Raw genomic sequence first — 25042 nt, 5'->3', positions numbered from 1 at the left:
CGATATTCTTTTAGTTCTTACTGCTTTCAAGTATTAGTTTCATAAATTCTTCTCCCGAAACTTCGCCTTTCTTTTTAATAAAATCCTGTGGTGTATTGTCTCCAATTTCAAAAACCAAGGCTTCTGTTTTAAACGTTTCAAACAAATAACTGAATAAGGTAAAAGTGGGAGGTTTGAAATACAATGGTTTTACATGTGGCATATACCCCGGAATCCCGTCTTTGACTTTGTTCAGCCAATTGGGAACAAAACCCGGAATATTTCCTTTTAACTCAGGGTCTACGGTATAATAAATATCATCATGAGTAGAATGAAAATCAATGGCAAACAATAGTTTATTTGAATCTTTTATTTCACTCTTAAGAAAATCACGAACGGCTCTGGTTTCCGGCTGATTGAACTCATTGTAATCCCGGTTTAAATCTACTCCGCCTGAATTATGTCTCCAAAATCCGCCGTCTGCCCCATCCGGATTTAGTAAAGGAATTACATAGACTTCGAATTTCTTCCTGAACTTTTTTGCCAGTGGTGTATCGGCGGTCAATGTTTCAACAAAAGCTTCGAGCGCATAATGTCCTGTAACTTCCGGCGGATGATTGCGCCCTGAAATCAGTATTTTATTGTGGGCTGCTGGATTTCCAATACTAAAAACAGGAATTTTTCGGCCTTCGGCGGTTAAGCCAATAGAAGCTTCGGCCGTATTGTTTTTATTCTTCAGGCCCGAAATCCATTCGCTTATATCTTTTGACGTTTTCAGCTCCTGAGCGGCAATCCAGGTGGTATCTTTACTTACTTTTATTTTCAAAACATAATTGGAATCTTTTTCTCTTTTTACGAAAGTTCCGTTGTCAGAAGCGGTCCATTTTTTTCCGTCGGTGCTGATTTTGGCATTGTAACGATGCTTTACACCTGCCGGATAATCAAACCGGATCTGAATTTCTTTGCTGGTTTTCGACCAGACTTTAAACGCATACCAGGGACTTCCGTTAATTGGAGCATTTTCCGGCGTAATCAAAACGCTGAAGGTATTTTCATCGATTTTAACAACACCGTTTAATCTGGCTCCCGCAAAATCATTTCCGAAGAAAACAGCATCGCCGGTCTTGTCAAACACGCCTTTCCATTGTTTTTCAACAGGACGTGTTACAGTAGATACGGCCGTTATGGGATCTTGTCCTTTAAAACTACTTTTTACCTGCGCATTGGCTGTAATGACCAGTAAAGCAGCTGCTGAAAAAAACAATTTCGTTTTCATATTTCTTTTTGGTTTGTATTTATAAAGTTTTTGTCATTCTGACGAAGAAAGGCACAGGCGAAAGCAACTGGAAAAGCAATCACCCCCATCACTCCAAAAAGATTGATCCTATACTACGTGGAGCCTGTAATGTGATCCTTCCTTCTTCAGGATGATAAAATGGGGTTTAATTATTTTAAGCGTTTAGGACTTAGTTGCTAAAAGCGATTGAAGTGTCGTTTGAAGTTCTTCTCCTCGAAGGTTTCTCGCTACAATAATCCCTTTTGAATCTACCAGATAATTGGCCGGGATCGCTCGTACACCGTATAATTTAGCAATTTCGCTATTCCAGTAAATCAATTCTGAGACCTGAAGCCAGTTTAAATTATCGTCTTTGATTCCTTTAATCCAGTTTTCTTTCTTTTTGTCTAAAGAAATACCAATGATGTTAAACCCTTTATCATGAAACTCTTTGTAAGCAGCTACAATGTTTGGATTTTCTTTTCGGCAAGGTCCACACCATGAAGCCCAAAAATCAACTAATGTATATCCTTTCAGGTTTTCTGAAAAGCGAACCGGTTTTCCTTCAGGGTCTTTGGAGACAAAATCCGGTGCTTTTTTTCCAATCTGCAATCCGTTTAACACTTTTACTAATTCCTGAAGTTCTTTCACGTAAGTGCTATTCTGTTGACTTTTATCCAGTAAAGCAATGTTTTGTGTGATTTGCTCCGGAGTTAATCTATACGACCAGTTTCTGTACAACACATAAGCCGAAACGATGGAAGCCGGATGTTCTGTGATGAATTTGCTGATTTCTGCGTCTTTCGTTTTTCTGTAGGTATCAAATAAATCCTGAGATGCAGAACCTTCTACAACCGAATTGCCGTAGTATTTTGCAGGGCTCAATTTTACCGAAATTGGTCCTTTTTCAAGGAAAATATACAACGGAGTATTGGCTGTATTGACGCTTAGGCCGTACAATTCGGGTGTTTTTACTTTTGTTTTAAAACTGAAATTCCCGTTTGTAACTTTTACAGAATCAATCGTCGTAAACATTTTGTTGTGGAATTTCTGCAAATACACATATTGGGCCACCGTATCTACAACTGTTCCTTTTACTTGTAAGTTACTTTCTTGTGCCTGAACTCCTGTTGCCCCCAGACATAAAGCTAAAAATGCTGTTATTTTTTTCATTTTAATTGATTTTAGTCGAAACTTTGTCAAAGATTTCAACTTTGACAAAGCTCATGGTTATTATTATCTCGAAATTTTTAATACAATTTATTCGTTGCCAACTCTGTATTGGCAGGTGGAAATATATAATTGGCATCTGATGGTGTTACGGCCGGTGTTTGTAATTTACTATCGCCTTTTGCCGGTAGCACCTGAAGATTTCTAAGCAAATCAGGACCTCGGAAACCTTCTCCTAATAATTCAATTCGGCGTTCCTTCCAGATAGCGTCAATCAATTGGTTTTGATCAGAAGTAACCGTTGTCGCAAAAACATAAGAAGCATCAGAACGTTGGTGAACCGCTTTTAAAAGATTGGCAGAAAGTGTCAGGTTTCCTGTTTTGGCAGCAGCTTCGGCATAATTTAACAGTACTTCAGAGTATCGGATCACCGGAATATAATCCAGGAATGGCGATGGCTTAGCATACTTTTTAAAGTATTGTTTTCCCGAAACTGTTCTCGTTAAATTGCGTCTGTTATCGGTTGTTCTCCATTGTGCATCTCCCAAAATACCGGTTGGATTTAAGTAATATTCTAAATTGGTATTGTAGATATAAGCGATTGAGGATTGTCCTGTATAAGAATCCAAAGTGCTCATTGGAATGCTGAAAATCGATTCGACTGTAGTATAATTCGAAGAAAACAAAACTGTAATATCCGATTGTAAGGCATGTTTTACATCGCTGGCCGTGGTAGAGAATGGTGCTTGTGTTTGTGGCGCTAATTTTACCGCTTCTTCAATTACTTTTGCCCAATTGTTCATAGAAAGATAAACTCTCGTTTTTAAAGCAATCGCCGTACTTACGTGTACTCTGGTCGTGTTTAATTCGGCACTTGAATAACTTTGCGGAAGCGCTGCTTCGGCCTCGTTTAAATCTTTTAGCACCTGCGCATAAATTTCAGCAACACTGCTTCTTGCCAAATCATTGTTTGCTGCTCCGGTTTCTGCTTTTAATCGAAGCGGAACTCCTTTTGAGGCTCCGGCATCTTTATTATAAGGCTGTCCGTAACTGATCACTAAAGTATAATACGCCAACGCTCTCAATAGTTTAGCTTCACCAATATACTCTTTGGCTTTTTGCTCTGTCACTACACCCGGGTTCACTGCCAGTCCTTCGATCAGGATATTAGCATTATTAATGGTCGTATAAGCTGCGGACCAAAGGTTGTTGATATCATTAGAACCGGAACTGTACGAGTTGTTCCAGCTTTCATAACCTGTAAAATTATTAGCCGTGATGTTGATAAAATCTTCCCCACGCTGATCCTGATACAAAAGAATACGGCCGCCATATAAACTGGCGCCTTTTAACGCTTTGTAAATTCCGTTTACCAAACCTTCGATTCTTGCCGGAGTTTTAAAAATATCTTTATCTGAAACTGTTGTTTCGGGCGCTATGTTTAAATCTTCATTATTTTCACAAGAGGTAAACAATATTCCGGAGAGCAGCAAAACTACTGCCACTGATTTTCTGTATGATTTTAAATCTATTTTCATGGTATACTTTTATTCGTTATTAAAAACCTACGTTAAGACCAAATGTGAATGTTCTTCCTTGTCCTACGGAGTTCTTTTCTACTCCCATCGAAGTTGTTGAAGCCCCGTTTGAAGAAGTTTCAGGGTCAGATCCCGTATAGGAAGTAATCAGGAAAAGATTGGTTGCCTGCAAATACAATCTTACGGATGATAGTTCTGCTTTTGAAAGAATATTTCTTGGAAGAGAGAAACCAATGGCCAATTGTTGTAATCGTAAGAAATCGGCTTTTTCTGCGTTATCTGAAATCGCAAATCCGCTTGATCCGTTTGAAATGACATCATTGTAAACCAATCTCGGAATATTCGTTACTTGTCCCGGTGTTGTCCAACGGTTCAAAACTTCGGTTGAGTTGTTGTAAAAACGCTGGTCTAAAAGGGTTCCCCTGGTATTATTCATCACTTTATTACCGCCTGAATAGGTAAAGCCAACAGTAAAATCAAAAGCTTTGTATTGAAAAACATTCGTTAAACCTCCGTACCAAACCGGTAGTGCGTTACCCAGAACCTGATAGTCTGCTACTGTAATCGCTGCCGCAGTTGTTCCGTCTAAATAGGTCCAGTTGCTTTGTCCGGAAGGAACAGCAGCACTGTACTGTACTTTTTCGCCATTTTTATTCAGAAAGATTCTTCGTCCGTTATCCGGATTTACACCGGCAGTTACGGCACCGTAAAGACTTCCGGCAGAATAACCTACTCTTGTAATATTATTGGCTTCTGTAGTTACCTGCGTATAGCCAATAATGTCTGTATTTCCTTCGGCAAGAGCCGTAACTTTATTTTTTACATGTGTGTAATTGAACGAAGCTTTCCATTGAAAGTTTTCATTATTCACGATAGCGGCATTAAGTCCCAATTCGATCCCTCTGTTGTACATTGAACCCACGTTAGAAAGAATGGCATCTCCGGGAATCCCTTTTGATGGTGATTGTGGCGTACTTAAAATCAATCCGTTTACATTGTTATTAAAATAATCTGCTGTAAACTGTAATCGGTCTTTAAAAAACCCTGCTTCAAGTCCAATGTTGGTCTGGTCGCTGGTTTCCCATCCCAGGTTTTCATTTCCTGCCTGCGACAAAGCCCAGGTTGATGCCGTTCCGTAAATCGATGCACCGTAAAGATTTTGCGAGGCATACGCCGATGAAAGGTTTCCGTTTCCTACTCTTCCCCAGCTTCCTTTCAATTTTAGGGCGCTAATATAGTGGGTAATTCCGCTGTTTTTAAAGAATGATTCTTCGCTTATCGACCATCCGGCAGAGATACCACCAAAATTTCCGTATTTATTATTCAACCCAAGAGAAGAGTTTCCGTCTTTTCTAAAGTTTCCGGTAATAAAATATTTTCCGGCATAATCATACGATACCCTAAAAAAAGAAGAAAGAAAAAGCCGTTCAGACAAACTATTTCCTGTAGATCTGATTGCTCCCCATGTTCCCTGATAATATTCGAAAAAAGGATCAGAAACATTGGTTTGATTTGCTCCCCACGAAGAGTTTTCGAATTTCTGAACATCATATCCTGCCAATGCCGCGATATGATGACTGGCTCCAAAGCGCCTGTCGAAAGAAAAACTGTTGGTAAAGTTGTAATTGTTTCTCAAAGCCGAAATATTAGTAGCAGAACCCCCTGTAGCATAGGCCGAAGATCCAAGATTCGGACTTAAATAAGTAATATTTTCGGCTCTCAATCTGTCGATTCCGTAACTACTGTCAAACTTAAATCCGTCGAAAAATGTAATTGTAGCATGAATATTTCCCACAAAATGATCATTAGAACTGGTGTATTTACTATTATCAAATAAAGCATCCGGATGCCATAAAGTATTGGTAAATAAATTATTTCCTGCACTTGCTGTTCCTGTTGAACTTAAATTGTATGAACCATCTGCATTATAAACTGCCACGTTTGGAGGCAATACCAAAGCCAGACGTGCTGCTCCAATTAGCAATAATCCGCTGCTGCTTAGGGATCCCGTATTTTGTGCCTGATTAAAAGTATTGTTATAAGAAAGGTTCCCGCCTAATTTCAACCATCTATTTACATCATGATCGATATTAAACCTTGCTCCTTTTCTTTCGAATTCATTATCCTTTGTAATTCCTTCCTGTTTAGAATAATTGGTAGAAAAATAATATCTCGTTTTGTCTGTTCCGCCTGAAATGCTAAGATTATGATTTTGAGAAACCGCATCACGATATACCTCATCACTCCACTTTGTATTGACACGTGAACCATCAGCATTAAAAGACGGAAAAAAAAGTGCCGATGCAACAGATGCATTACTGGCATTACCACTTAAATTTTTGCTGTTTAATACTGCTTCATTTTTGATGTCTTCGTATTGTGTATTATTTAAAAGATGAGGCAATCTGGTCGCTGTTGTAATTCCAACCCAGGAATCATACGTAACTTTGGCTTTGCCTGCTTTTCCTTTTTTAGTAGTAACCAAAATAACACCGCCCGCTGCACGAGAACCATAAATAGAGGTTGATGCGGCATCTTTAAGGATGTCAATCGATTCAATATCTGATGGATTAATATCGGATAGTGGATTATTTGCTACTGAATTTGTAGTCGAAATATCACCGGAATTTACCGGGATTCCATCAATAACTACTAAAGGAGATGAGCTTAGGGAAATAGAATTTACACCTCGGATCCTAATTACCGGAGGGTCATTTAAAACCCCGCTCGGGTTAGAAACATTTACTCCCGAAGCCTTCCCGATAAGTGCCTGCTCAAAACTTTGTACCGGAATATCTTTAATTGTTTTGGAGGTAACACGGGCTGCTGAACCTGTAAATTCTTTTTTGCTTTGCGTACCGTAACCTACAACCACAACTTCTTTTAAGGCTGTATTCGAAGGATTTAACCGAATGTCATTCAAAGAGGAGTTTACTCTTTTTTCTAATGTTTCGTAACCTATAAAATTAACAGACACCTGTGTATCTTGTGGTGTAATGGAAAGAGAAAACCTGCCGTTTCCGTCACTGATCGTAGATTTACCACTTTCAGTAGCAATAATAGTAACTCCCGGCAAAGGTTCTCCATTATCAGCACCTCTGATGGTACCGCTTATCGTTCGTTCCTGTGCGCTTATCCTGCCCGGAAGTATGCTAAACAGAAAAATTAAAATTAGTAAGATTTTTTTCATTGAGTTTGGTTTTAAAAAATTGGACATAGACATTCCCGGGCCAATATTAAAGTGGCCTAATCATTCTAGTGATAAAACAGGAAATTAAAAAAAGTTAAGTGTATTGCATTCGGAAAACCTGAGAATAGCTTTCTTCATTTGAAAACAGATTAAATTGTTCCGGACTGGCGTGTAATACTGGTTGCGTTTTCATTCTAAAAATAAATCATTTTAATACTAATGTCTTATTCAGATTTTCTAAAAGAAATCTTTCTTATCTGTCCGCCGTAACGGAAGGATTTAGCACCTTATTGGGCAACAGGTTGCTAAGACTTCATCGGGCCTCTTCCCTCAGTCTTTCTGGATAAGTCATGCAGAATTTTTTTCTACTCTGCAAATATATATAAATTCTACAGAATTAGTAGAGTTTAAATTTATTTTTTTATTTGCCGTATAAAAATGAATAAAACTTTAAGATCCAAAGACATAAAAATAAAAGCGTAATACATTAAAAAACAAATAGATAAAACTAAATCAGTGTATAAAATTAAAATCTAATATTTTTTTAAATTTTACATTAAAAAAAATCATAACTGCAATTTATTATAAGAAAATAATTCCTAAATAAGTGATTTCAAAAAAATGCAGGCTTTTAATAATCTCGAAAAAAGGGATTGTTCAGCCTATCTTTAAAAATGAAAGCATCATCTCCAAGGCTTTTTTTAACTATATTTGAGAATTGAAAAAAAAACAATTGAATGCAGCATGCTTTAAAAAATAGTTTTTCAAAGACGATCATCATTTTGATGCTGTTTTTTCTGTGCCTCCCCTGCTCTGCTAAAAGGGAAATTAAGCTGACACTGGATATTCCTTTAAACGAAGTAGAAAATAAGCTTACGGGTCCACAATCAGGCATTTGTTTCATAGCTGCAGCAACAAAAAAAGTTTGCGGCTCCTTTCAATACAAAGCGGTAAAGAAATATTGTGCTAATGATTTTTCGGTTTTCCGGCAATTCACTCTTTCTTTTCCTCTGCAAAACACTTCTTTTCCCGAAAAAAAAGGGTCTAAAATTATTCCTATTTATCTGCTACACGAACAATATCTGATTTGATTTTTGATTTTAATTCTAATGTACTTCAATACAACTATTGAGGTGTTACACTGTATATTATCATTAAATTTCAATTCAAATTACTATGAACAATCACAACTATACATATGGTGGAATGTTTACTACAGCATTGCGCTGGGTTGCAGGCTGGACTTATTTTTCTGCTTTCTGGAGAAGGCTTATTTTAGAAAACAAACTTAACCCTGATGAAGCAGGTTATATTGGCGAGAAGTTCAATCATTTTCTGCCTAATGCACTGGGCATAAAACCTATTATAGAACATCTTGTTTCCAATCCGGATAGCCTTTGGTGGGCTATGGCTTCTTTTACTATTATGGAAGGAATTGTTGGATTATTGTTTATGCTGGGTCTCTTTACCCGACTGATGAGTATGGGGGTCTTTAGTCTGGCATTAGGTATACTATTGGGTTCAGGATGGCTGGGAACGACTTGTCTGGACGAATGGCAGATAGGCGTTCTGGGAGTTGCCGCAGGATTTACTGTTTTTATGTCCGGTGGAGGAAAATATGCTCTTGATGAATATTTCATTAGCAAAAATAAATCCTTTACCCATAAAAAATGGTTTGCTGTTATAGGTTCCGGAATCTTGCCCTTAAAAGATAAAACGGTAAACAGAACAGTACTAATTGGATCTGTTTTTATTTTAGGACTGACATTGTTTACCAATCAATATTTTCATGGCGGCGTTTATGGTACATTACATAATCTTTCTGTACGTCCCCATGTTACCATAAGCAATGCCACTGTTCAAAATGATGCCTTAACTTTTACCGTATTTAGAGATGAAGGCGCAGATGTTTACGGTTCTTTCCTTATTAGAATTAAGTTAACAGGTGAGGATGGAAAAATCGTTTTTGAACAAAATCAGACACAGCTTTCACAACTTGCCAAAGAACAGATTAAAAACAAGTATGTCGCCAAAGTCAAACCCGGGAAACACAGCCTTATTTTGCCTTTAGGGGCAAAAGCTACAATACAATTTCAAATCCCTTCTTTAAAAAATTATGGTGGCAAATACACATTGGAGTTAACAGACATTAGTGGACTAAACTGGACACAGCAAGTACGCATTTTATGAAAGTATAATTATAAAAAGTTCTGATGGGATTTATCGTTTAAGTCCCGTCAAACTTTCTTCTTTGAAATGGAAAAAATAATTTCTTATTCGCATTTGTACAATTATACTTCAGCAACTCAAAGTAACTTTGGCACATTACGAAAAAATACCATCTATGTTAAAAATTATTCTGATTATTATAACGGCCTTATTTTCATTGATTCCCTGTTATGTTATGGGGCAGACGGTGGAAACAAATAAGAGCAAGGCCACTTACGGAGACTGGGGTATTGAAACTCAGTTTATCAGTAAAACAGTATTGCCGGGTAATGATTTTTACAGCTATGTAAATGAGGGCTGGCTAAAATCAGCTACTATTCCGGCGGGATTTTCAGGATTTAGTAATTATAGTGAGGTCCAGCGTAAAGTTAATGAAAGAATAGCCCGTATTATTCATGGAGAAGTAACCGTTGGAAATGTTTCAAAAGCTTCTTTGCAACAAATTAATGCGCTTTATTCGGGTTATCTTAATACAGATAACATGGAAAAATCAGGACTTCAACCCATTCAGCAGGATTTAAAACGTATTCTTGCCTTACAGAATTATGAAGATGTTGCAAAATGGATGGCGAATCCAAAATCTTTTTCTATTGTCAGTATTCATACCACGCCAGACATTAAGGACCGAAGCAGATTTCTTGTTACGCTTAGCGAAAGTGGTATTGGTTTGCCTTCACCCGAACATTACAACAAACCTGATGGTCTTTATCCGGGTTATCGAAAAGCCTATACAGCCTATATTATCAAAACATTACAGCTTGCAGGTATTTCAGATGCCAGCAAGCGTGCGGACGATATCCTGGAAATTGAAACCAGATTAGCAGCCCTTCAATGGACTCCTGAGCAAATGCGCGATACCAAAATCAATTCGCCTGTAATAGCTGTTTCAAAACTAAATGATTATGCCCCCGGTTTTCCATGGAAAGTGTTTTTAACCTGCAGACAAGTAGAAAATGTAAAAGAAGTAATTTTGCAGGCAGATTCGGCGATACAGGCTAAAGCTGCTCTATTTGCAAAAACACCTGTAGAAGTTTGGTCTTCTTATCTGGCATTTCACTGGATCGTAAACCATTCTCCTTTTTTGCCAGCGGAATTTCGGAAAAATCAATTTGATTTTTATTCTACTACTTTGAATGGGATTACAAAAGAGGTTCCCAGAGAACAGAAATCTATTCAGTATGTTAATAATCGTCTGGGACAATTGGTTGGGAAATTGTATGTAGAAAACTACTTCCCTACTGATTATAATCAACGTATTAATGATGTAGTTGGATACATCCGTAAAGCTTTTGCCTTAAGACTTGAAAGGCTCGATTGGCTGGACGACAGCAGCAGAAAAGAGGCGCTCGCCAAACTGAATGCTTTGACGGTTCGAATTGGATATCCTGATATTTGGCGTGATTACTCCTTTCTTGAATTTGATGTCAATGATCCTATACGCAACGAACAAAGCATTGCAAAAGCAAACTGGGACTACGAACGCTCGCTGCTTCAAAAGGTTTTTACCAGCAAAGAATGGTATCAGGTTCCCCAAACTGTCGATGCCACCAGCAGTAAGTTATACAACTCGATCGAATTTCCTGCCGGTATCCTGCAACCCCCGTTTTTTGATCCTTATGCAGATTCAGCCGTAAACTTTGGTGCCATTGGCGCTATAATTGGCCATGAATTAGGTCATTGTTTCGATGACGAAGGATCTAAGTTTGATGGCAATGGTGTAATGCGCGACTGGTGGACACCTCAAACCCGAAAATCATTTGAAGCCCGGACAACACAGCTTGTGGAGCAATATAATGCTTTTACATCACCGGATGGAATTCATCTCAACGGAAAACAAACGCTTGGCGAGAATATTGGTGACCTGACAGGACTTGCCGTAGCCTATGAAGCGTATCAGTTGTATTGCACTGATCACGAGCATAATCCCCCTGTTTTAGACGGGTACACGGCCGATCAGCGTTTTTTTATAGCTCTTGGCCAGGTAAGCCGAAGCCTTTATACGCCCGAAGCTTACAGAATGACTGTATCTAAAGATTATCATGCTCCGGCAGAATATCGTGTAAATGGCGTGGTTAGAAATATTGATGCCTGGTATAAAGCTTTTAACGTAAACCCAAATGACAAGCTTTATCTGGCACCTGAAAAAAGAGTTCGTATTTGGTAATACTAAATAAAGCCGGAAACTACTTGCTTCCGGCTTTAAAAAATTTGATTAATTGTTATTTTCCCAACAAATGATTTTTTAATTTTTCATCTATTGGCTTATCAGACAACCAAATACCAAAAAGTGCCTTTTTAAAATTGATTCCCTTAATCTTCCCTTTTAATTTATCATTTTTAAAGACAGATACTGACGTATCAGTAGAAGAATACATCAACTTTAACACATCGCCTTTCTCGATTTCTCCTACCAGACAGTTATTAAATTTTTCAATTTCGGGCTTAAAATCATCTATTTTTTTTCCCAGGGATTTTTGAAAACTCTCATTAAAAATTTTAATTAATTTCGTTGAAGATAATCCTGAAGAGGTAATTTGAATTCGCATGCCCATTTCTGAATTATCTGCAATAATAAACTTGGGATCCTGCCTTAATTGGGATAGGTATAAAGCCTGTACAAAACCGTTTGAAGATGCTTTTGCTATTGTTCCGCCACCATTTAATGATAATTTTGCATCCATAAATTCTAGTGTTCGGGGCACCTCAACACCATCAATTATAAAAGTCTTTTGTGCCGAAACTGTTGAAATTTGAAAAATAAGGATCAGAGTACTTAACTGTAAGATTTTCATTATGATATAATTTTATTTTTCCGCAAAATACTACTATTTTTCTTATTTTTAATAACTTATAAGTCTTTTTTAACAAAATTAACATTGGGAAAAGAAACGAAAAACCTTATAAATAACTAACAGTCAATAATTTATTAAAAAATAGACCTTTTAAATTTACCCGTTCAAATCGGTACTTTGTTTAACAGAATTACAGGTTAAAAAAGTGTTTTTATAAATAATACAACAAATCATTCTTATTTTCTTTCGTTTCAAAACGAGTATTTCTACCTGAAAACAGTACAAGTGATTACTTTAAAAAAAAGGGCAGTCTTACAAGTAAGATTGCCCTTTTTTATGTCTATGTTTTTTTTAAAACAACAAAAAAAAGAAACGACAATCCTAAATCAACCAAATTTGAATGTGTAAAGAGGCCTTTTACACAAATTCAAAACATTTATAATAGAAACTGAAAGCCCATTTTCTACCTCATATTTAACTTCGCTTTATAAATATTCAAACAAACCGAATACAGATATAACCGATTACACTATGAAAAAAACTTTCAATCTATTTCTGGTCCTCTCCACTATTACTCTAAGCTCTTTTGCAAAACCCAATCAGGATGATCCTTCTTTGGTTTGGTTCAAAAAAACAACAGAGGTTATCCATTTTCAATTAAACAAAGCCGCACAAACTTATAAACCGGGGAAAAATCCGCGTTCAGTAAACCCTGACGGCACCGTAAGATTAGCTGGCTTAACCGATTGGACAACGGGTTTTTTCCCTGGAAGTCTTTGGTACGGCTATGAACTTACAGGCGATAAAGCATTGGCCGATGAAGCCAAAAAGTTTACACTTGCCCTGGATTCTATCCGAAATATAAAAAACACGCATGATGTTGGTTTCATGCTCTATTGTTCTTATGGAAATGCGTACAGAATTACGGGCGACAAAATTTACCTTCCGGTATTGGCTGATGGCGCTGCTAACCTTTATGCACGTTTTAGTCCCACCGTGGGAACAATCCGTTCCTGGGATTTTGCATGGTGGCATTATCCTGTAATTATCGACAATATGATGAATCTGGAGTATTTGTATTGGAGTGCCAGCCAGTTTAACAAACCGGAATATACAAATGCTGCAAGTACTCATGCTGTAACGACCATGAAAAACCATTTTAGAACAGATTACAGCTCTTATCACTTGGTCGATTATGATCCAAAAACAGGCAAAGTATTGCGCAAAGCAACACATCAGGGCGTTACTGACGAATCGGCCTGGGCTCGTGGACAAGCCTGGGGATTGTATGGCTATACGATTTGTTATGAAAATACAAAAGATCCAAAATTTTTACAACAAGCAGAACATATTGCTTCTTTTATCATGAACCATCCTCGTATGCCTAAAGACAAAGTACCAGTTTGGGATTTTGATGTACACAATGCAATGGATACTGCAGAGCGTGCCCCAAGAGATGCTTCGGCGGCAGCTGTTATAGCTTCTGCTCTACTCGATCTAAGCACTCAGGTAAAAGACGGAAAAAAATATGCCGATTATGCCGAAGACATATTAAAATCTTTATCATCTGAAAATTATTTAGCTAAGCCAGGCGAGAATAATTTTTTCTTACTAAAACATAGCGTTGGCGCTTTTCTATACAATTCAGAGATTGATACACCCCTTGATTACGCTGACTATTATTACTTAGAAGCGCTAAAAAGATATGCTGCCATCAAAAAAATTGAGATTTAAAAACCTGTTAATCTGACGATTCGCCAGCAGATGAGAAAATGCTATTAAACGAATCAGGTCAGGGATAATAAAAGCATATTATGTATTCTAAATGATAAACTGTTTGCCAAAAGCATTTAACATACGACTTATACGAAACAACTCCTGACCTGATAGTTGGATCAAAAAACATTATAATACTTTACGAACATTAATGAAATAATTGCTAAGAATACAGCATAAACAGAACAATAAAATTCTAATAATTAGTCTCTTTAAAAAATAATCTTATGCGTAAAAAATTACTTTTATCCGGATGGCTAATCGCCATAGTATTCAACTTCTCGTATGCTCAATTGAGTGAGATCAATAACATTAAAACAAAATATCAAAACTGGCTTACAGGCGAAAATCTCGATTATTCAAAATCGCAGGTGAATGAGCGATACAGCCGTTATTTAAGCAGCGGAATAGCAGCTAAAAATTTATCGGCCTACAATTTTGCCAGTCCGGGGCCGGTATGGAATTTTACCGTAAGTGCAGACCAAAAAGCGTATCAGGATATAGTAGAACTAAAGCTGATCAGGCTTGTCTTTTTATATCAGCTAAAAGGATCCGCTGCTGCCCCAAATCCGGATTATCACAGTCCGGCAGTAAGAGACATGATTTTGAGCATTTTTAGTTATATGAAAGCAAAAGGAATAAGCAGTACAAGCAATTTTGATTATCTGGCAATTCCCGCTACCGAAGAAGTGATTACAAGTGGCCACGGGGTATGTTTGCGTTCGTCAGGATATGCCACAGCTATTTTTTTAATGAAAGACGAACTAATTGCTGCGGGTGAATTTGCACATCATATGGGAGCGCTTAACACACTCACAGCGTTTATAGCGCCTGAATATCCTGATTTTAATTTTACCAATCCGGGTTTTAATTCTGATGTTGTGCGTTCCTCCATTCAGCAAAGACTTTGTTATGTATTGGCTCAGGACGACACAGACAATTCGAAACTTGCCAATATGGATTTTCTAAAACGCTTCCTCAATAATGCACTAAAAATCAGTAATGGCTGGAACGATTGCATTAAACCCGATTTTATAACCTATCATCACAGAGGGGCCTATTCGAATTCGTATGGTACAGAAGCCCTGCACCAATCTTCGATCATGAATATGATGCTGAAAAATACCGCATATGAATTGAATACCGAAGCACAAAGCAATCTAAAAACAGCTATCTTAACCTACAGTAAATTCAGTAAAGGTTTTGAAATGCCTTTGGGTCTTGCGGGAAGATTCCCCACCAACAGCGATGCGCTCAATGATTTGCGACCTGCACTGGCTTTTTTATATGTAACCGACCCTGTTGCCAATGCAGATGCCGGAAGAGAATTTGTACGCCTTTGGGGTATTTCCCCAACAGCAAATACGGCTTTACTAAGAATGAATGCTTTATCGATTACCCTGGTTTACACGCCTGGCGGTTTAATGGATATGCTGCAGACTTTAAATGCAAGCCTCACCCCGCTTCCTGAAATAACCGAAGGCCAGTTTAATTTTCCGTATGCCGGATTAAGCGTGCATAAATACAACGGATTTCAGGCCAGCGTAAAAGGAACAAGCAAAAATATCTGGCATTTCGAAAACTCGGCTACCGAAAATGTGTTTGGGAGATATACTTCTGCAGGAGCATTAGAAATACTTACCACAGGAAATCCTGTAACCAGAAGTTCCAATGGTTATGCAGAAAACGGCTGGGATTGGTCACACATACCCGGAACTTCGGTTGCCAGCCTTCCGTTAAGTATTTTGGGAACCGGGACTATGCGCGAAATGAACGGAAAATCCTTTTTGGCACACGGCTCTCTAGACAGTAATGGTGTTTTTGGCATGGATTATAAAGACTTTAATTCTGTGACACCCATGACGGCTCAAAAATCTAATTTCTTTTTCAAAAATATAATACTTTGTCTGGCCACTAATATCAGGGATGTCAACGGTACGTATCCCATTCACACCACTTTATTTCAAACGGCGCTGGCAGATGTCAATACTCCCACTTACGTGAATGGTACAGCGGCAACTGGCACCAATTTTACCCAGACACAAACAACCGGAGCATTTTGGGCTACAGATGCCATCGGGAATGGATACGTAATTCCGTCAAACGCTAACAATACAGATCCTGTAACCGTAACTCGTTCCGTACAAAACTCGCGTAATAATAGTAATACGCTGGATACGACAGGCAATTTCACCATAGCATATATCAATCATGGTATCGCTCCTACTGCTGGCAAATTTCAATATGCCGTTATAATGCAGGGCGGTCAAACGGAAACAAAACAGCTTGCAGATAATTTCAATTCTTATTTTAAAATTTACCATCAAAACAGTCAGGCGCATATTGTGCAGTACATTCCGGACAACATATTTGGTTACGTAATCTTCAATCCCGCAACAGTATTTACTTATGATGCCGTAGTAAGCGTCAACAAACCAGCCGTTGTAATGACTCAAAAAGCGGATGGAGGAAACCAACTAAAAGTGAGCCTTACGAATCCAAATCTTGGTTTATTGACAGCAAATGAAACCTATAAATGGAGTCAGATTAGTGGTCAGAATTCCATTTTAAACCGAGTACCGCAAGCAGATCCGGTTACGCTGACACTAAGCGGTTATTGGGAATTAGCCGAACCACAAAGCAATGTCATGACTACAATCAACGGTTCAAATACGGATGTTATCTTTACGACCATCAACGGATTAACTATACAGACTGAACTAGTAAAACCAACCTTAGGAATCAAAAAATCGGAATTGCAAAATAATGAACTGCAAGTAATTGTTGCGCCAAACCCTGCACAAACAGAATTTAAGATCAACGTAACCAGTAATACTGCAGAAACCATTTCTGTTCTGGTATTTGACACTTTAGGAAGAAGAATAAAAGCCATCAAATCAAACTATGGGCAAACAATTGTATTAGGCAATGACTGGTCATCAGGAATTTATCTTGCCGAAATACGTCAGGCAAATCAGAAAAAAACAGTTAAGCTTATTAAACAATAAAAAATGAAACGCTATTAATTAAATAACCACATGATAAACTTAAAAAAAACAACAGCAGCATTTTTCATGCTGCTGATGTCCTGTTTAACACAGGCTCAGGAAACGCCCATTACCAAGGCAAGTTTCGATAATATTAATCTTGCCTGTGCGGGTTTAGAAAAAGTAAACCAGCTTTACAATGCAGCTAAATATGATGCTGCAGCTAAAGAACTTTTGAGCTATTACCGCAATCGTAAAAACATCAGACATTCGGATTTTAATTTAGGCGAAGAAGCCCAGTTTAAAGGAAAATATATCGGAAAAGCCAATCAGGAAAAAGCAGATAACGCCTTATTACATCAGTTTCAGCCCCATAAAGGCTACGGCTTTTTTGATTTTGGAAAAGACATTAACTGGGATTACTGGCCTGTAAAAGACAATGAAATTCGCTGGCAATTGCACCGCGTAACCTGGTGGACCTCTATGGGACTGGCCTACCGCAGCAGTGGCGATGAAAAATATGCCAAAGAATGGGTTTTTCAATTTCGCGATTGGGAAAAGAAAAATTACTTAGGCCGTTCTGTCGAAAATGATAGTATTGCCTGGCGTCCGCTGGAAGTATCAGAACGCATACAAAGCTTTCCGGGCGTGTTTAATTTATTTGTGGTTTCTCCCAATTTTACACCGGCATTTTTGATGGAGTTTTTAAACAGCTTCAACAAACAAACCGCTTATATTCCGAAACACTACAGTAAAGAAGGCAATCATTTATTGTTTGAAGCGCAACGTGTTTTAGGTGCAGGAGCATTTTTTCCTGAATTTAAACAATCCGAAGAATGGCGCAAAAGTGGTATCGAAATACTGAACCGCGAAATAAAACTGCAGGTACTTCCTGACGGCGTGCAATGGGAACTTTCGCCAACCTATCATGTGGGCTGTATCGAAATTTTTACAAAGGCTTATAATGCAGCAAAAATGGCGGGTGTAGCAAACGAATTTCCGGAATCGTATATCAAAACAATCGAAAAAATGGTCTTTGTTACTGCCAACATATCTTTCCCTAATTACAATTATCCCATGTTTGGCGATACCTGGGTTGTCGATAAAAACCTAAGAATAAAGCAATTTGCAAGCTGGTCAGAAATGTTCCCAAAAGACGGACTTATCGAATACTATGCAACAGAAGGGAAATCAGGAAAATTGCCTGATTATTTATCCAATGCATTCCCAAATGGAGGATTGTACACGTTTAGAAACGGATGGGACAATAAAGCAACCATAATGGTTTTAAAAGCTGGTCCACCCGCAGAGTTTCATGCGCAGCCCGATAACGGAACTTTCGAACTTTGGGTAAAAGGACGCAATTTCACCCCTGATACCGGCTGTTACATTTACAGCGGTGATGCCGAAGTAACCAAAATGAGAAACTGGTTTCGTCAAACCAGAGTACATAGTACTTTGACATTAGACAATCAGAATATGGTTATTACCAAAGCACAGCAAAACAAATGGCAAACGGGTAAAAACCTTGATATATTAGCCTATACAAATCCTAGTTATACAAATTTGAATCATCAGCGAAGCATGCTTTTTATCAACGAAAAATACTTTTTGATCATTGATAAAGCTATTGGTAAAGCTACAGGAAATTTAGGAGTTCATTTTCAATTAAAAGAAGACAGCAAGCCCGTTTTTGATAAAGTAAACAATAAAGTTTATACTACTTACGAAGATGGAAATAACCTTTTGATTCAATCCTTAAACACCGACAAAGTAACTTTAAACGAAGAAGAAGGAAAAGTATCGTACTCTTACGCGAAAGAAATCACCAGACCGGCTTTTGCATTCGAAAAACCTAAAAAAGATACCACAGCACAGCAATTCATAAGCATAGTTTACCCGTACGATGGCAATAAAGCTCCTGAAATCAGCATTAAACCAAATGCAGGTAATGATTTCGAAAAAGGAATCCTTAATTTAAGCATTACTATTGATGGTAAGAAAAGCGAAATAAAAACCAGCTTACAGGAGTAAAGAATTTAAAGATTAAGTTTATTAAGACGTCTAAAAATATTTTTTTAGACGTCTTTTTTTGTTACTCAAACACACAAACTTATAACTTATTACATTTCAAATAATTAAAACCAAAAACGAACTACAATCTTGTTATTTCCACCGAAGGGAGACCCGAGCGATAGCGAATAGGCGAAGCAAATCGCACTAGAAACCCGGCAATCAAAATTTCCAATCTTTGTCGAATCCCGCGTGTGATTTCTCCTCCGTCGAAATGACAAAAAATGAGAATAAAAAATCCGTGACAATCCGTGTTTTCGCGATAGCGAATCCGAGTCATCCGCGTACCATTCCGCAATATTTTTTTACGAATTCCAAACCAATTCTTTCAAATAAAAATCAATTTTAAAATTAAAATCTCCTTCTTCAAACAATAAATCATTAGCTTAAATTTAAATTAATAAGTTTTATCTGAAAGATCAAAATAAATCAACAAACCAGTAGATAAAAATTACCTCAAAAGACAACTATTCCGCTTAACAATTTCCTGTATTTCGCTTAACTTTTAATCCTGCTACGCTATTTCAAAATTGATTAGTAAATACGGTACTTTCTTTAGAAAAATATTCTACAAAAACAACCAAAATCGTTGATTTTCCCTTTGTTTACGGGGAACTAAAACGTTGTATTAATCAAAATCAATAGTATTTTGGACGTATTCAAAACTGTCATGTGTACCCGATTTCTATATTTGTTTTAATTAAAACCAAAAAAAACATGACTAATCCAAAAGAAACAAACCAACTCCTGCAGAATTTATTTCTGTTCACCCGGCGTAAAATTCCCCAGCCCCTTTCTCAGGTTAATTATTTGTTATATTTTTCTCCACGACAACAAAAATAGTGGCTGATTTATTTCACAAAACCAAAACCAATTTAAATAACATCAATAGGAAATAAGTAAAAAACTTATTCCGGTTTAAACAAAAATTATGAAAAGGACTATATTTTTATTTTTGCTGCTTATAGCTTCTATAGTTACATATGGGCAAAATATTACCGTAAATGGTGTTGTTACCGATGGGCTGAAATTGCCGTTACCGGGGGCTACTGTTTATGAAAAAGGAACCAAAAACAGTACTGTTACATCAATCGATGGTGCCTATCAAATTAAAGTAAAACCCGATGCTACATTGGTATTTACTTTTATGGGAACAAAAACTATCGAAGTACAGGTTAAAAACAGAACGACAATCAATACTAAATTAGTCGATGACACCAATAATCTCGATGAAGTAGTTGTAGTAGGTTACGGAACGAAATCAAGAAAAAATATTACCGGCGCCATATCCTCTGTAAAAGGAGAAGAAATTGCCAAAATGCCGGTACAAAATGTTGCACAAGCCCTTCAGGGACGTGTTGCCGGTATGCAGGTTACCATGCCTGACGGAACTCCCGGATCTGAACCAACACTTAGAATTAGAGGCGGAACTTCTATAACACAAAGCAACGAACCTTTGTATGTAGTTGACGGAGTGGCGCAAACGGGCGGATTGGGCTTTTTGGACCCTACAGATATCGAATCTGTAGATGTTTTAAAAGATGCCTCATCAACCTCTATTTACGGGGCACAGGGAGCAAACGGGGTCGTTTTGGTTACTACTAAAAAAGCAAAAAGCGGTAAACTAACGATTGGTTACGATACGTACGGAGGTATTAAAACAATTGCCAAAAAGCTTGATGTAATGAATCCGTATCAATATACACAATTAATGTATGAAGGTGCTACTGATGATGTAAGGCTGCAGAAATTTATAAAAAATTATGGTACCTGGGATGAATTAGCTCCTCTTTACCAAAACAGGCCCGGAATTAACTGGCAGGATGAAATTTTTGGAAATGCAGTTCAGTCTCAATACCATAAGATCAGTATGAGCGCCGGGGGAAACGAAACCAGATTCAATTCCTTTTATTCTGTTAATAACGATCAGGGAATTATGATGGGGAGCGAATCTGTAAAACATATCGCAAAACTGTCTGTAAGCCATAATGTAACCGATAAACTTTCTGTGAATGCTATCGTTAATTATTCCAATCAAAAAATAACAGGATTAGATACAGGTGAAGGCGGAAATGCCAGATTGAGCATGTTGCAGACTTTACTCCAATACCGACCAACCATTGGAAAAAATGGTGAAGATGAAGACCTTAAAACGCTTGCCGTAGACCCATTAGACAATCAGGATTCGCCTATCTTTCAAAGTCCGTCGATTACGATCGACAGTCAAAAAAGAGAAGCCATTACCAGATCGATAAACATGAGTTTACAGCTGCAATACAACATTACACCCAAATTAGTTTATCGCGGATTGATCAGTTATACCGATAACAACAACAATAGCAAGTACTTTAATGATGCCAGAGGTATACAGGCCATCAGAAGCGGCGGCCCTAATGGAGGTGTTAGCAATACTATATCTACCCGATTAAATTACAACAACGTACTGACTTATAGTAATACGTTTTCTAAAAATCATAAGTTTGATGTTACTGCAGGTCAGGAATATATTTATAATTATGCTGAAGGAATTACAGCTACAGCCAGTGCTTTTCCGGATGTAAATTTAGGTTGGGACAAATTACAACTGGGAACCATTCCGGGGATTCCAACAACATTTGCAGAAGATGATAAAATGTTGTCCTTTTTTGCAAAGACCAGTTATTCGTTCAAAAATAAATATTTGTTTGCAGCAAGTATAAGAGCCGATGGTTCTTCAAAATTTGGTGCTGACAGCAGATGGGGATATTTCCCTTCAGTATCTGCCGCTTATCGAATTATTGAAGAAGATTTCATGAGAAGCCTTCCCGTATTTTCAGACTTAAAATTTCGTTTAAGTTATGGTCAGGCAGGAAACAACCGAATTGCAAACTATGCTGCTTTAGGGATTTTTAATTCAGGATCTTATCCTCTTAACAATCAAACTAATATTACAGCGTATCAAAACAATATTCCAAATCCGCTTTTAAAATGGGAAGCCACTAAATCAACCAACATAGGTTTAGATTTAGGTTTTTTCAAACAAAGAATTTCACTTACTACCGAGGTATACGAAAATCGTTCTAAAGATTTACTTTACAACACCCGTGTTCCGGCTAGTTCAGGATTTAAAAAACAATTTCAGAATATTGGTGCCACATCAAACCGTGGTATCGAGTTTACGCTGAATACCATAAACATAAAAAAAGCTGATTTTAATTGGAGTACCAATTTTAATATCGCTTTTAATAAAACCAAAGTACTGGCCTTAAGTGAAGGAGAAAATTCATTAATAACCAATAGCTACACGACTTCAAACGACTACATATTACAAGTAGGAAAACCAGTTGGTGTCATGTACGGTTATGTTCGCGATGGCTTGTATCAGGTAAGCGATTTTGATTATAATGCCACTAACGGCACTTATGCCTTAAAATCCGGAGTAGTAAGTGATAATGTCGCAGTACAGCCTGGATTTATTAAATTTAAAGATATCAGCGGGCCAAATGGTACACCGGATGGCGTAATCAATGATTTAGACAGAACCATTATAGGAGATTCTAATCCAAAATATACAGGAGGTTTAAACAATACTTTTAGTTACAAAGGATTGGATCTGAGTATCTTTTTAGACTTCTCCGTAGGAAATGATATTTACAACGCCAACCTGCTTAACAATTCCAGACTGAATCAGGAAAACCTGAATACATTTGCTATTTATGCCGACAGATGGACTACCATTAACGCAAACGGACAACGCATAACTGATCCTGCAGAACTGGCCGCCCTGAATGTTGGAAAAACCAATCCTGCCTACAATGGTAATACTACAGGCCGTTTGTACAGCGATATCATCGAAGATGGATCATTCCTGCGTATCAACAATATAAGCTTAGGATATACCCTGCCTAAGAAATGGCTGAGCAATACTAAAATTTCAAATCTGAGAATTTATTTTACGGCTAATAATGTGTATGTATTTACCAAATATTCAGGTTATGATCCGGAAGTAAGTGTAATTAATAGTGCCATCACCAGAGGAGTAGATTTTAGTGCTTATCCAAGAAGCAAATCGTTTCTTACAGGTTTAAATATTTCACTATAATTTAAAGTTTAAAAAAAATGAAAAAATATATATTTTCCTTTAAAGCCCTTGCAATAGTGGGAATCACTTGCCTGCTGTTACCGCTAAATTCATGTGAAAAAGAACTGGAAGTAACCCCTTACTCCTACTTTACAACCGCTAATTTTTTTACCAATGCCAAAGAAGCCAATATGGCGGCATTAGGTGTCTATGAACCCATGTCATCTCTGGATAGTTATGGCTGGAATATCTCTCTAGTTTTTGATGCTGATACTGATATTAGCCAAATAAGCGGTTTAAGTTCTGATGACTGGCGTACAGTCGCACATTATCAGGGGATTTCGCAAACTACTGCTTTTTATACCGTATGGAGTAAATTATATGAAGGAATCGACAGGGCCAATGTCGTAATCGAAAGAATCCCACAAATGGATTTGTATGCAAATGGAACCCAGGCCGAAAAAGATCAGTTAAACAGATATATTGGAGAAGCTAAATTCCTGCGTGGTTTTTACTATTCAGAGTTAGTACGCTTATGGGGCGATGTTCCTTTTAAAACAAAAAGCTCTCAGGCAGGAGATAATCTTAAAGGAGGACTTGTTGACCGTTATGAAATTTATAAGCAAATTATAAAAGACATGCAGGAAGCAGCTTTAGTGTTACCGGAGCAGACACCTACAGACGAACGTGTTAATAAATGGGCTGTAAAATCTATACTGGCCAGAGTAGCACTTTTTGCCGGAGGATATTCTTTAAATGCAGACGGAACCATAAAACGCCCGGCCAATTACAAAGAATATTACACGATAGCACAAAAAGAAATCAATGAGGTTATGGCACAAAATCCATACAAATTGAACCCGTCTTATTCTAAGGTTTTTAAGAACCAGTGTCAGCATGTTTTAGAACCTACAGAAAATATTTTTCAGATTGCTTTTTACAATTCAGCCGGAGCTAAAGAAAACGGATCTTATGTGGGTTACTTCAATGGGGCTTTAACATCAAACGGACTTTATGCTACAACTGTAGGAAGATGTCTGGTACCAAAACCATTCTACAATAGCTTTACAGAAGGAGATCAGCGAAGAGATTTCTCGATAGCAACCTATACGATTAATGCGCTTGGTAATAAAGTACCTCTTTTAACCACAAAACAAGACGAAAGCTGGACAGTAGCAAAATGGAACAGAGAATATCAGACAAATGCTGTTCAGGAAAGACAGTATACCCATATCAATTGGGTGGTGATGCGTTATTCAGATTTACTGTTAATGCGTGCCGAAGTAGAAAATGAGTTAAACGAAGGCCCAAATACTATTGCGTATGATGCCATTAATCAGGTTCGCAAAAGAGCTTTTGGCGCAGACATTCAGGGAAGCAGAATTGGTATCACTTTAGGGAACAAAGGGACAGGATATACAGCTGCAGCCAATGTTGTCATACAAATTACAGGCGGTGGCGGCAGTGATGCTGCTGCGGCAGTGGTAACACTGGCAAGCGGTGGAATTGGTACAATCGGAATGTTGCGTTCCGGTGACGGTTATACTGCTGCGCCAACTGTAACCATTACAAGTACAGACGGAAAAGGTACCGGAGCAACAGCTACTGCTCAATTATTAGCAAAACCAACATCATCGACAATCAATCTTCCTACTGGATTAAGTAAAGAAAATTTCCTAAAAGCGTTACAACAAGAAAGAGCCTGGGAACTTTCCGGAGAAGGAATGCGCAGAGCCGATTTGATACGATGGGGAATTTTAGGTACCAAATTAGCTGAAACAAGTACTGCTGTAAAAGCAATAAGATCTACGTACTTCTATCCTTCAATCACCAATTTTGTAGCCGGGAAACATGAATTATATCCATTTCCGCAAAACGAAACCGATGTGAATAAGAACATCACACGTCAAAATCCAAAGTATTAAAAACTTTATTTCAACATATAGAAACATAGTTTTTTTTAACAATAAAA

At 37.7% G+C, this 25042-nt stretch carries 13 protein-coding genes and 1 riboswitch; of the genes, 8 read left to right on the top strand and 5 right to left on the bottom strand.

Going from position 1 to position 25042, the window contains the following annotated elements; all coding sequences use genetic code 11:
• Window positions 1-10: 10 nt before the first annotated feature.
• The 4 genes from ACHRWY_RS21530 to ACHRWY_RS21515 form a co-directional block, all read right to left on the bottom strand.
• Window positions 11-1255: a M14 family metallopeptidase gene (locus ACHRWY_RS21530; protein WP_395357442.1), complete on the bottom strand. Its 1245-nt coding sequence runs from the start codon at window positions 1253-1255 to the stop codon at window positions 11-13.
• 183 nt (window positions 1256-1438) lie between these two features.
• The gene (locus tag ACHRWY_RS21525; RefSeq protein WP_395357440.1) at window positions 1439-2428 is read right to left on the bottom strand and encodes a redoxin domain-containing protein; all 990 of its coding nucleotides are present in this window, start codon (window positions 2426-2428) and stop codon (window positions 1439-1441) included.
• A gap of 77 nt (window positions 2429-2505) precedes the next feature.
• Window positions 2506-3963 (bottom strand): RagB/SusD family nutrient uptake outer membrane protein, encoded by a 1458-nt coding sequence (locus ACHRWY_RS21520; protein ID WP_395357439.1) that lies wholly within the window; start codon window positions 3961-3963, stop codon window positions 2506-2508.
• Between the two features lie 19 nt (window positions 3964-3982).
• Window positions 3983-7153 carry a SusC/RagA family TonB-linked outer membrane protein gene (locus tag ACHRWY_RS21515; RefSeq protein WP_395357437.1) on the bottom strand — a complete coding sequence of 1057 codons (3171 nt, stop codon included), beginning with the start codon at window positions 7151-7153 and terminating at the stop codon, window positions 3983-3985.
• A gap of 250 nt (window positions 7154-7403) precedes the next feature.
• Window positions 7404-7503: riboswitch (SAM riboswitch) on the bottom strand.
• A 387-nt stretch (window positions 7504-7890) separates the two neighbouring features.
• Between ACHRWY_RS21515 and ACHRWY_RS21510 the strand changes: the two genes are divergently transcribed.
• From ACHRWY_RS21510 to ACHRWY_RS21500, 3 genes are all read left to right on the top strand, one after another.
• Complete coding sequence (locus tag ACHRWY_RS21510) at window positions 7891-8244, top strand: hypothetical protein (RefSeq protein ID WP_395357436.1); 354 nt, start codon at window positions 7891-7893, stop codon at window positions 8242-8244.
• A gap of 85 nt (window positions 8245-8329) precedes the next feature.
• Window positions 8330-9343, top strand: coding sequence for a TQO small subunit DoxD (locus ACHRWY_RS21505; RefSeq protein WP_395357434.1), 1014 nt, complete (start codon window positions 8330-8332; stop codon window positions 9341-9343).
• A 154-nt stretch (window positions 9344-9497) separates the two neighbouring features.
• The gene (locus ACHRWY_RS21500) at window positions 9498-11546 is read left to right on the top strand and encodes a M13 family metallopeptidase (RefSeq protein WP_395357432.1); all 2049 of its coding nucleotides are present in this window, start codon (window positions 9498-9500) and stop codon (window positions 11544-11546) included.
• 55 nt (window positions 11547-11601) lie between these two features.
• On the opposite strand, the gene ACHRWY_RS21495 is transcribed toward ACHRWY_RS21500, so the two are convergent.
• A complete protein-coding gene (locus ACHRWY_RS21495) occupies window positions 11602-12174 on the bottom strand; it encodes a chalcone isomerase family protein (protein ID WP_395357430.1) in 573 nt (190 codons plus the stop codon).
• A gap of 531 nt (window positions 12175-12705) precedes the next feature.
• Between ACHRWY_RS21495 and ACHRWY_RS21490 the strand changes: the two genes are divergently transcribed.
• The 5 genes from ACHRWY_RS21490 (at window position 12706) to ACHRWY_RS21470 (ending at window position 24995) form a co-directional block, all read left to right on the top strand.
• On the top strand, window positions 12706-13908 hold the full coding sequence (locus ACHRWY_RS21490) for a glycoside hydrolase family 88 protein (RefSeq protein WP_395357429.1): 1203 nt from the start codon (window positions 12706-12708) through the stop codon (window positions 13906-13908).
• A gap of 269 nt (window positions 13909-14177) precedes the next feature.
• The gene (locus ACHRWY_RS21485; protein WP_395357427.1) at window positions 14178-16958 is read left to right on the top strand and encodes a chondroitinase family polysaccharide lyase; all 2781 of its coding nucleotides are present in this window, start codon (window positions 14178-14180) and stop codon (window positions 16956-16958) included.
• A 30-nt stretch (window positions 16959-16988) separates the two neighbouring features.
• Window positions 16989-18971: a heparin-sulfate lyase HepC gene (gene hepC, locus ACHRWY_RS21480; RefSeq protein WP_395357426.1), complete on the top strand. Its 1983-nt coding sequence runs from the start codon at window positions 16989-16991 to the stop codon at window positions 18969-18971.
• Between the two features lie 970 nt (window positions 18972-19941).
• Window positions 19942-23091, top strand: a complete 3150-nt coding sequence (locus ACHRWY_RS21475; RefSeq protein WP_395357424.1) for a SusC/RagA family TonB-linked outer membrane protein — start codon at window positions 19942-19944, stop codon at window positions 23089-23091.
• A 17-nt stretch (window positions 23092-23108) separates the two neighbouring features.
• Window positions 23109-24995: a RagB/SusD family nutrient uptake outer membrane protein gene (locus ACHRWY_RS21470; RefSeq protein WP_395357422.1), complete on the top strand. Its 1887-nt coding sequence runs from the start codon at window positions 23109-23111 to the stop codon at window positions 24993-24995.
• Window positions 24996-25042 lie beyond the last annotated feature (47 nt).

The sequence above is a fragment of the Flavobacterium sp. FlaQc-48 genome (assembly GCF_044007335.1).
In the GTDB taxonomy this organism is placed as follows: domain Bacteria; phylum Bacteroidota; class Bacteroidia; order Flavobacteriales; family Flavobacteriaceae; genus Flavobacterium.
The sequence above is the reverse complement of the archived record's forward strand: the minus strand, read 5'-3'. Positions and strand labels throughout refer to the sequence as shown.

Coding starts and splice junctions, on each gene's coding strand:
- ACHRWY_RS21530 (WP_395357442.1), bottom strand. CDS start 1,255: ATGAAAACGAAATTGTTTTTTTCAGCAGCTGCTTTACTGGTCATTACA.
- ACHRWY_RS21490 (WP_395357429.1), top strand. CDS start 12,706: ATGAAAAAAACTTTCAATCTATTTCTGGTCCTCTCCACTATTACTCTA.
- hepC (WP_395357426.1), top strand. CDS start 16,989: ATGATAAACTTAAAAAAAACAACAGCAGCATTTTTCATGCTGCTGATG.
- ACHRWY_RS21475 (WP_395357424.1), top strand. CDS start 19,942: ATGAAAAGGACTATATTTTTATTTTTGCTGCTTATAGCTTCTATAGTT.
- ACHRWY_RS21505 (WP_395357434.1), top strand. CDS start 8,330: ATGAACAATCACAACTATACATATGGTGGAATGTTTACTACAGCATTG.
- ACHRWY_RS21500 (WP_395357432.1), top strand. CDS start 9,498: ATGTTAAAAATTATTCTGATTATTATAACGGCCTTATTTTCATTGATT.
- ACHRWY_RS21515 (WP_395357437.1), bottom strand. CDS start 7,153: ATGAAAAAAATCTTACTAATTTTAATTTTTCTGTTTAGCATACTTCCG.
- ACHRWY_RS21520 (WP_395357439.1), bottom strand. CDS start 3,963: ATGAAAATAGATTTAAAATCATACAGAAAATCAGTGGCAGTAGTTTTG.
- ACHRWY_RS21525 (WP_395357440.1), bottom strand. CDS start 2,428: ATGAAAAAAATAACAGCATTTTTAGCTTTATGTCTGGGGGCAACAGGA.
- ACHRWY_RS21470 (WP_395357422.1), top strand. CDS start 23,109: ATGAAAAAATATATATTTTCCTTTAAAGCCCTTGCAATAGTGGGAATC.
- ACHRWY_RS21495 (WP_395357430.1), bottom strand. CDS start 12,174: ATGAAAATCTTACAGTTAAGTACTCTGATCCTTATTTTTCAAATTTCA.
- ACHRWY_RS21485 (WP_395357427.1), top strand. CDS start 14,178: ATGCGTAAAAAATTACTTTTATCCGGATGGCTAATCGCCATAGTATTC.
- ACHRWY_RS21510 (WP_395357436.1), top strand. CDS start 7,891: ATGCAGCATGCTTTAAAAAATAGTTTTTCAAAGACGATCATCATTTTG.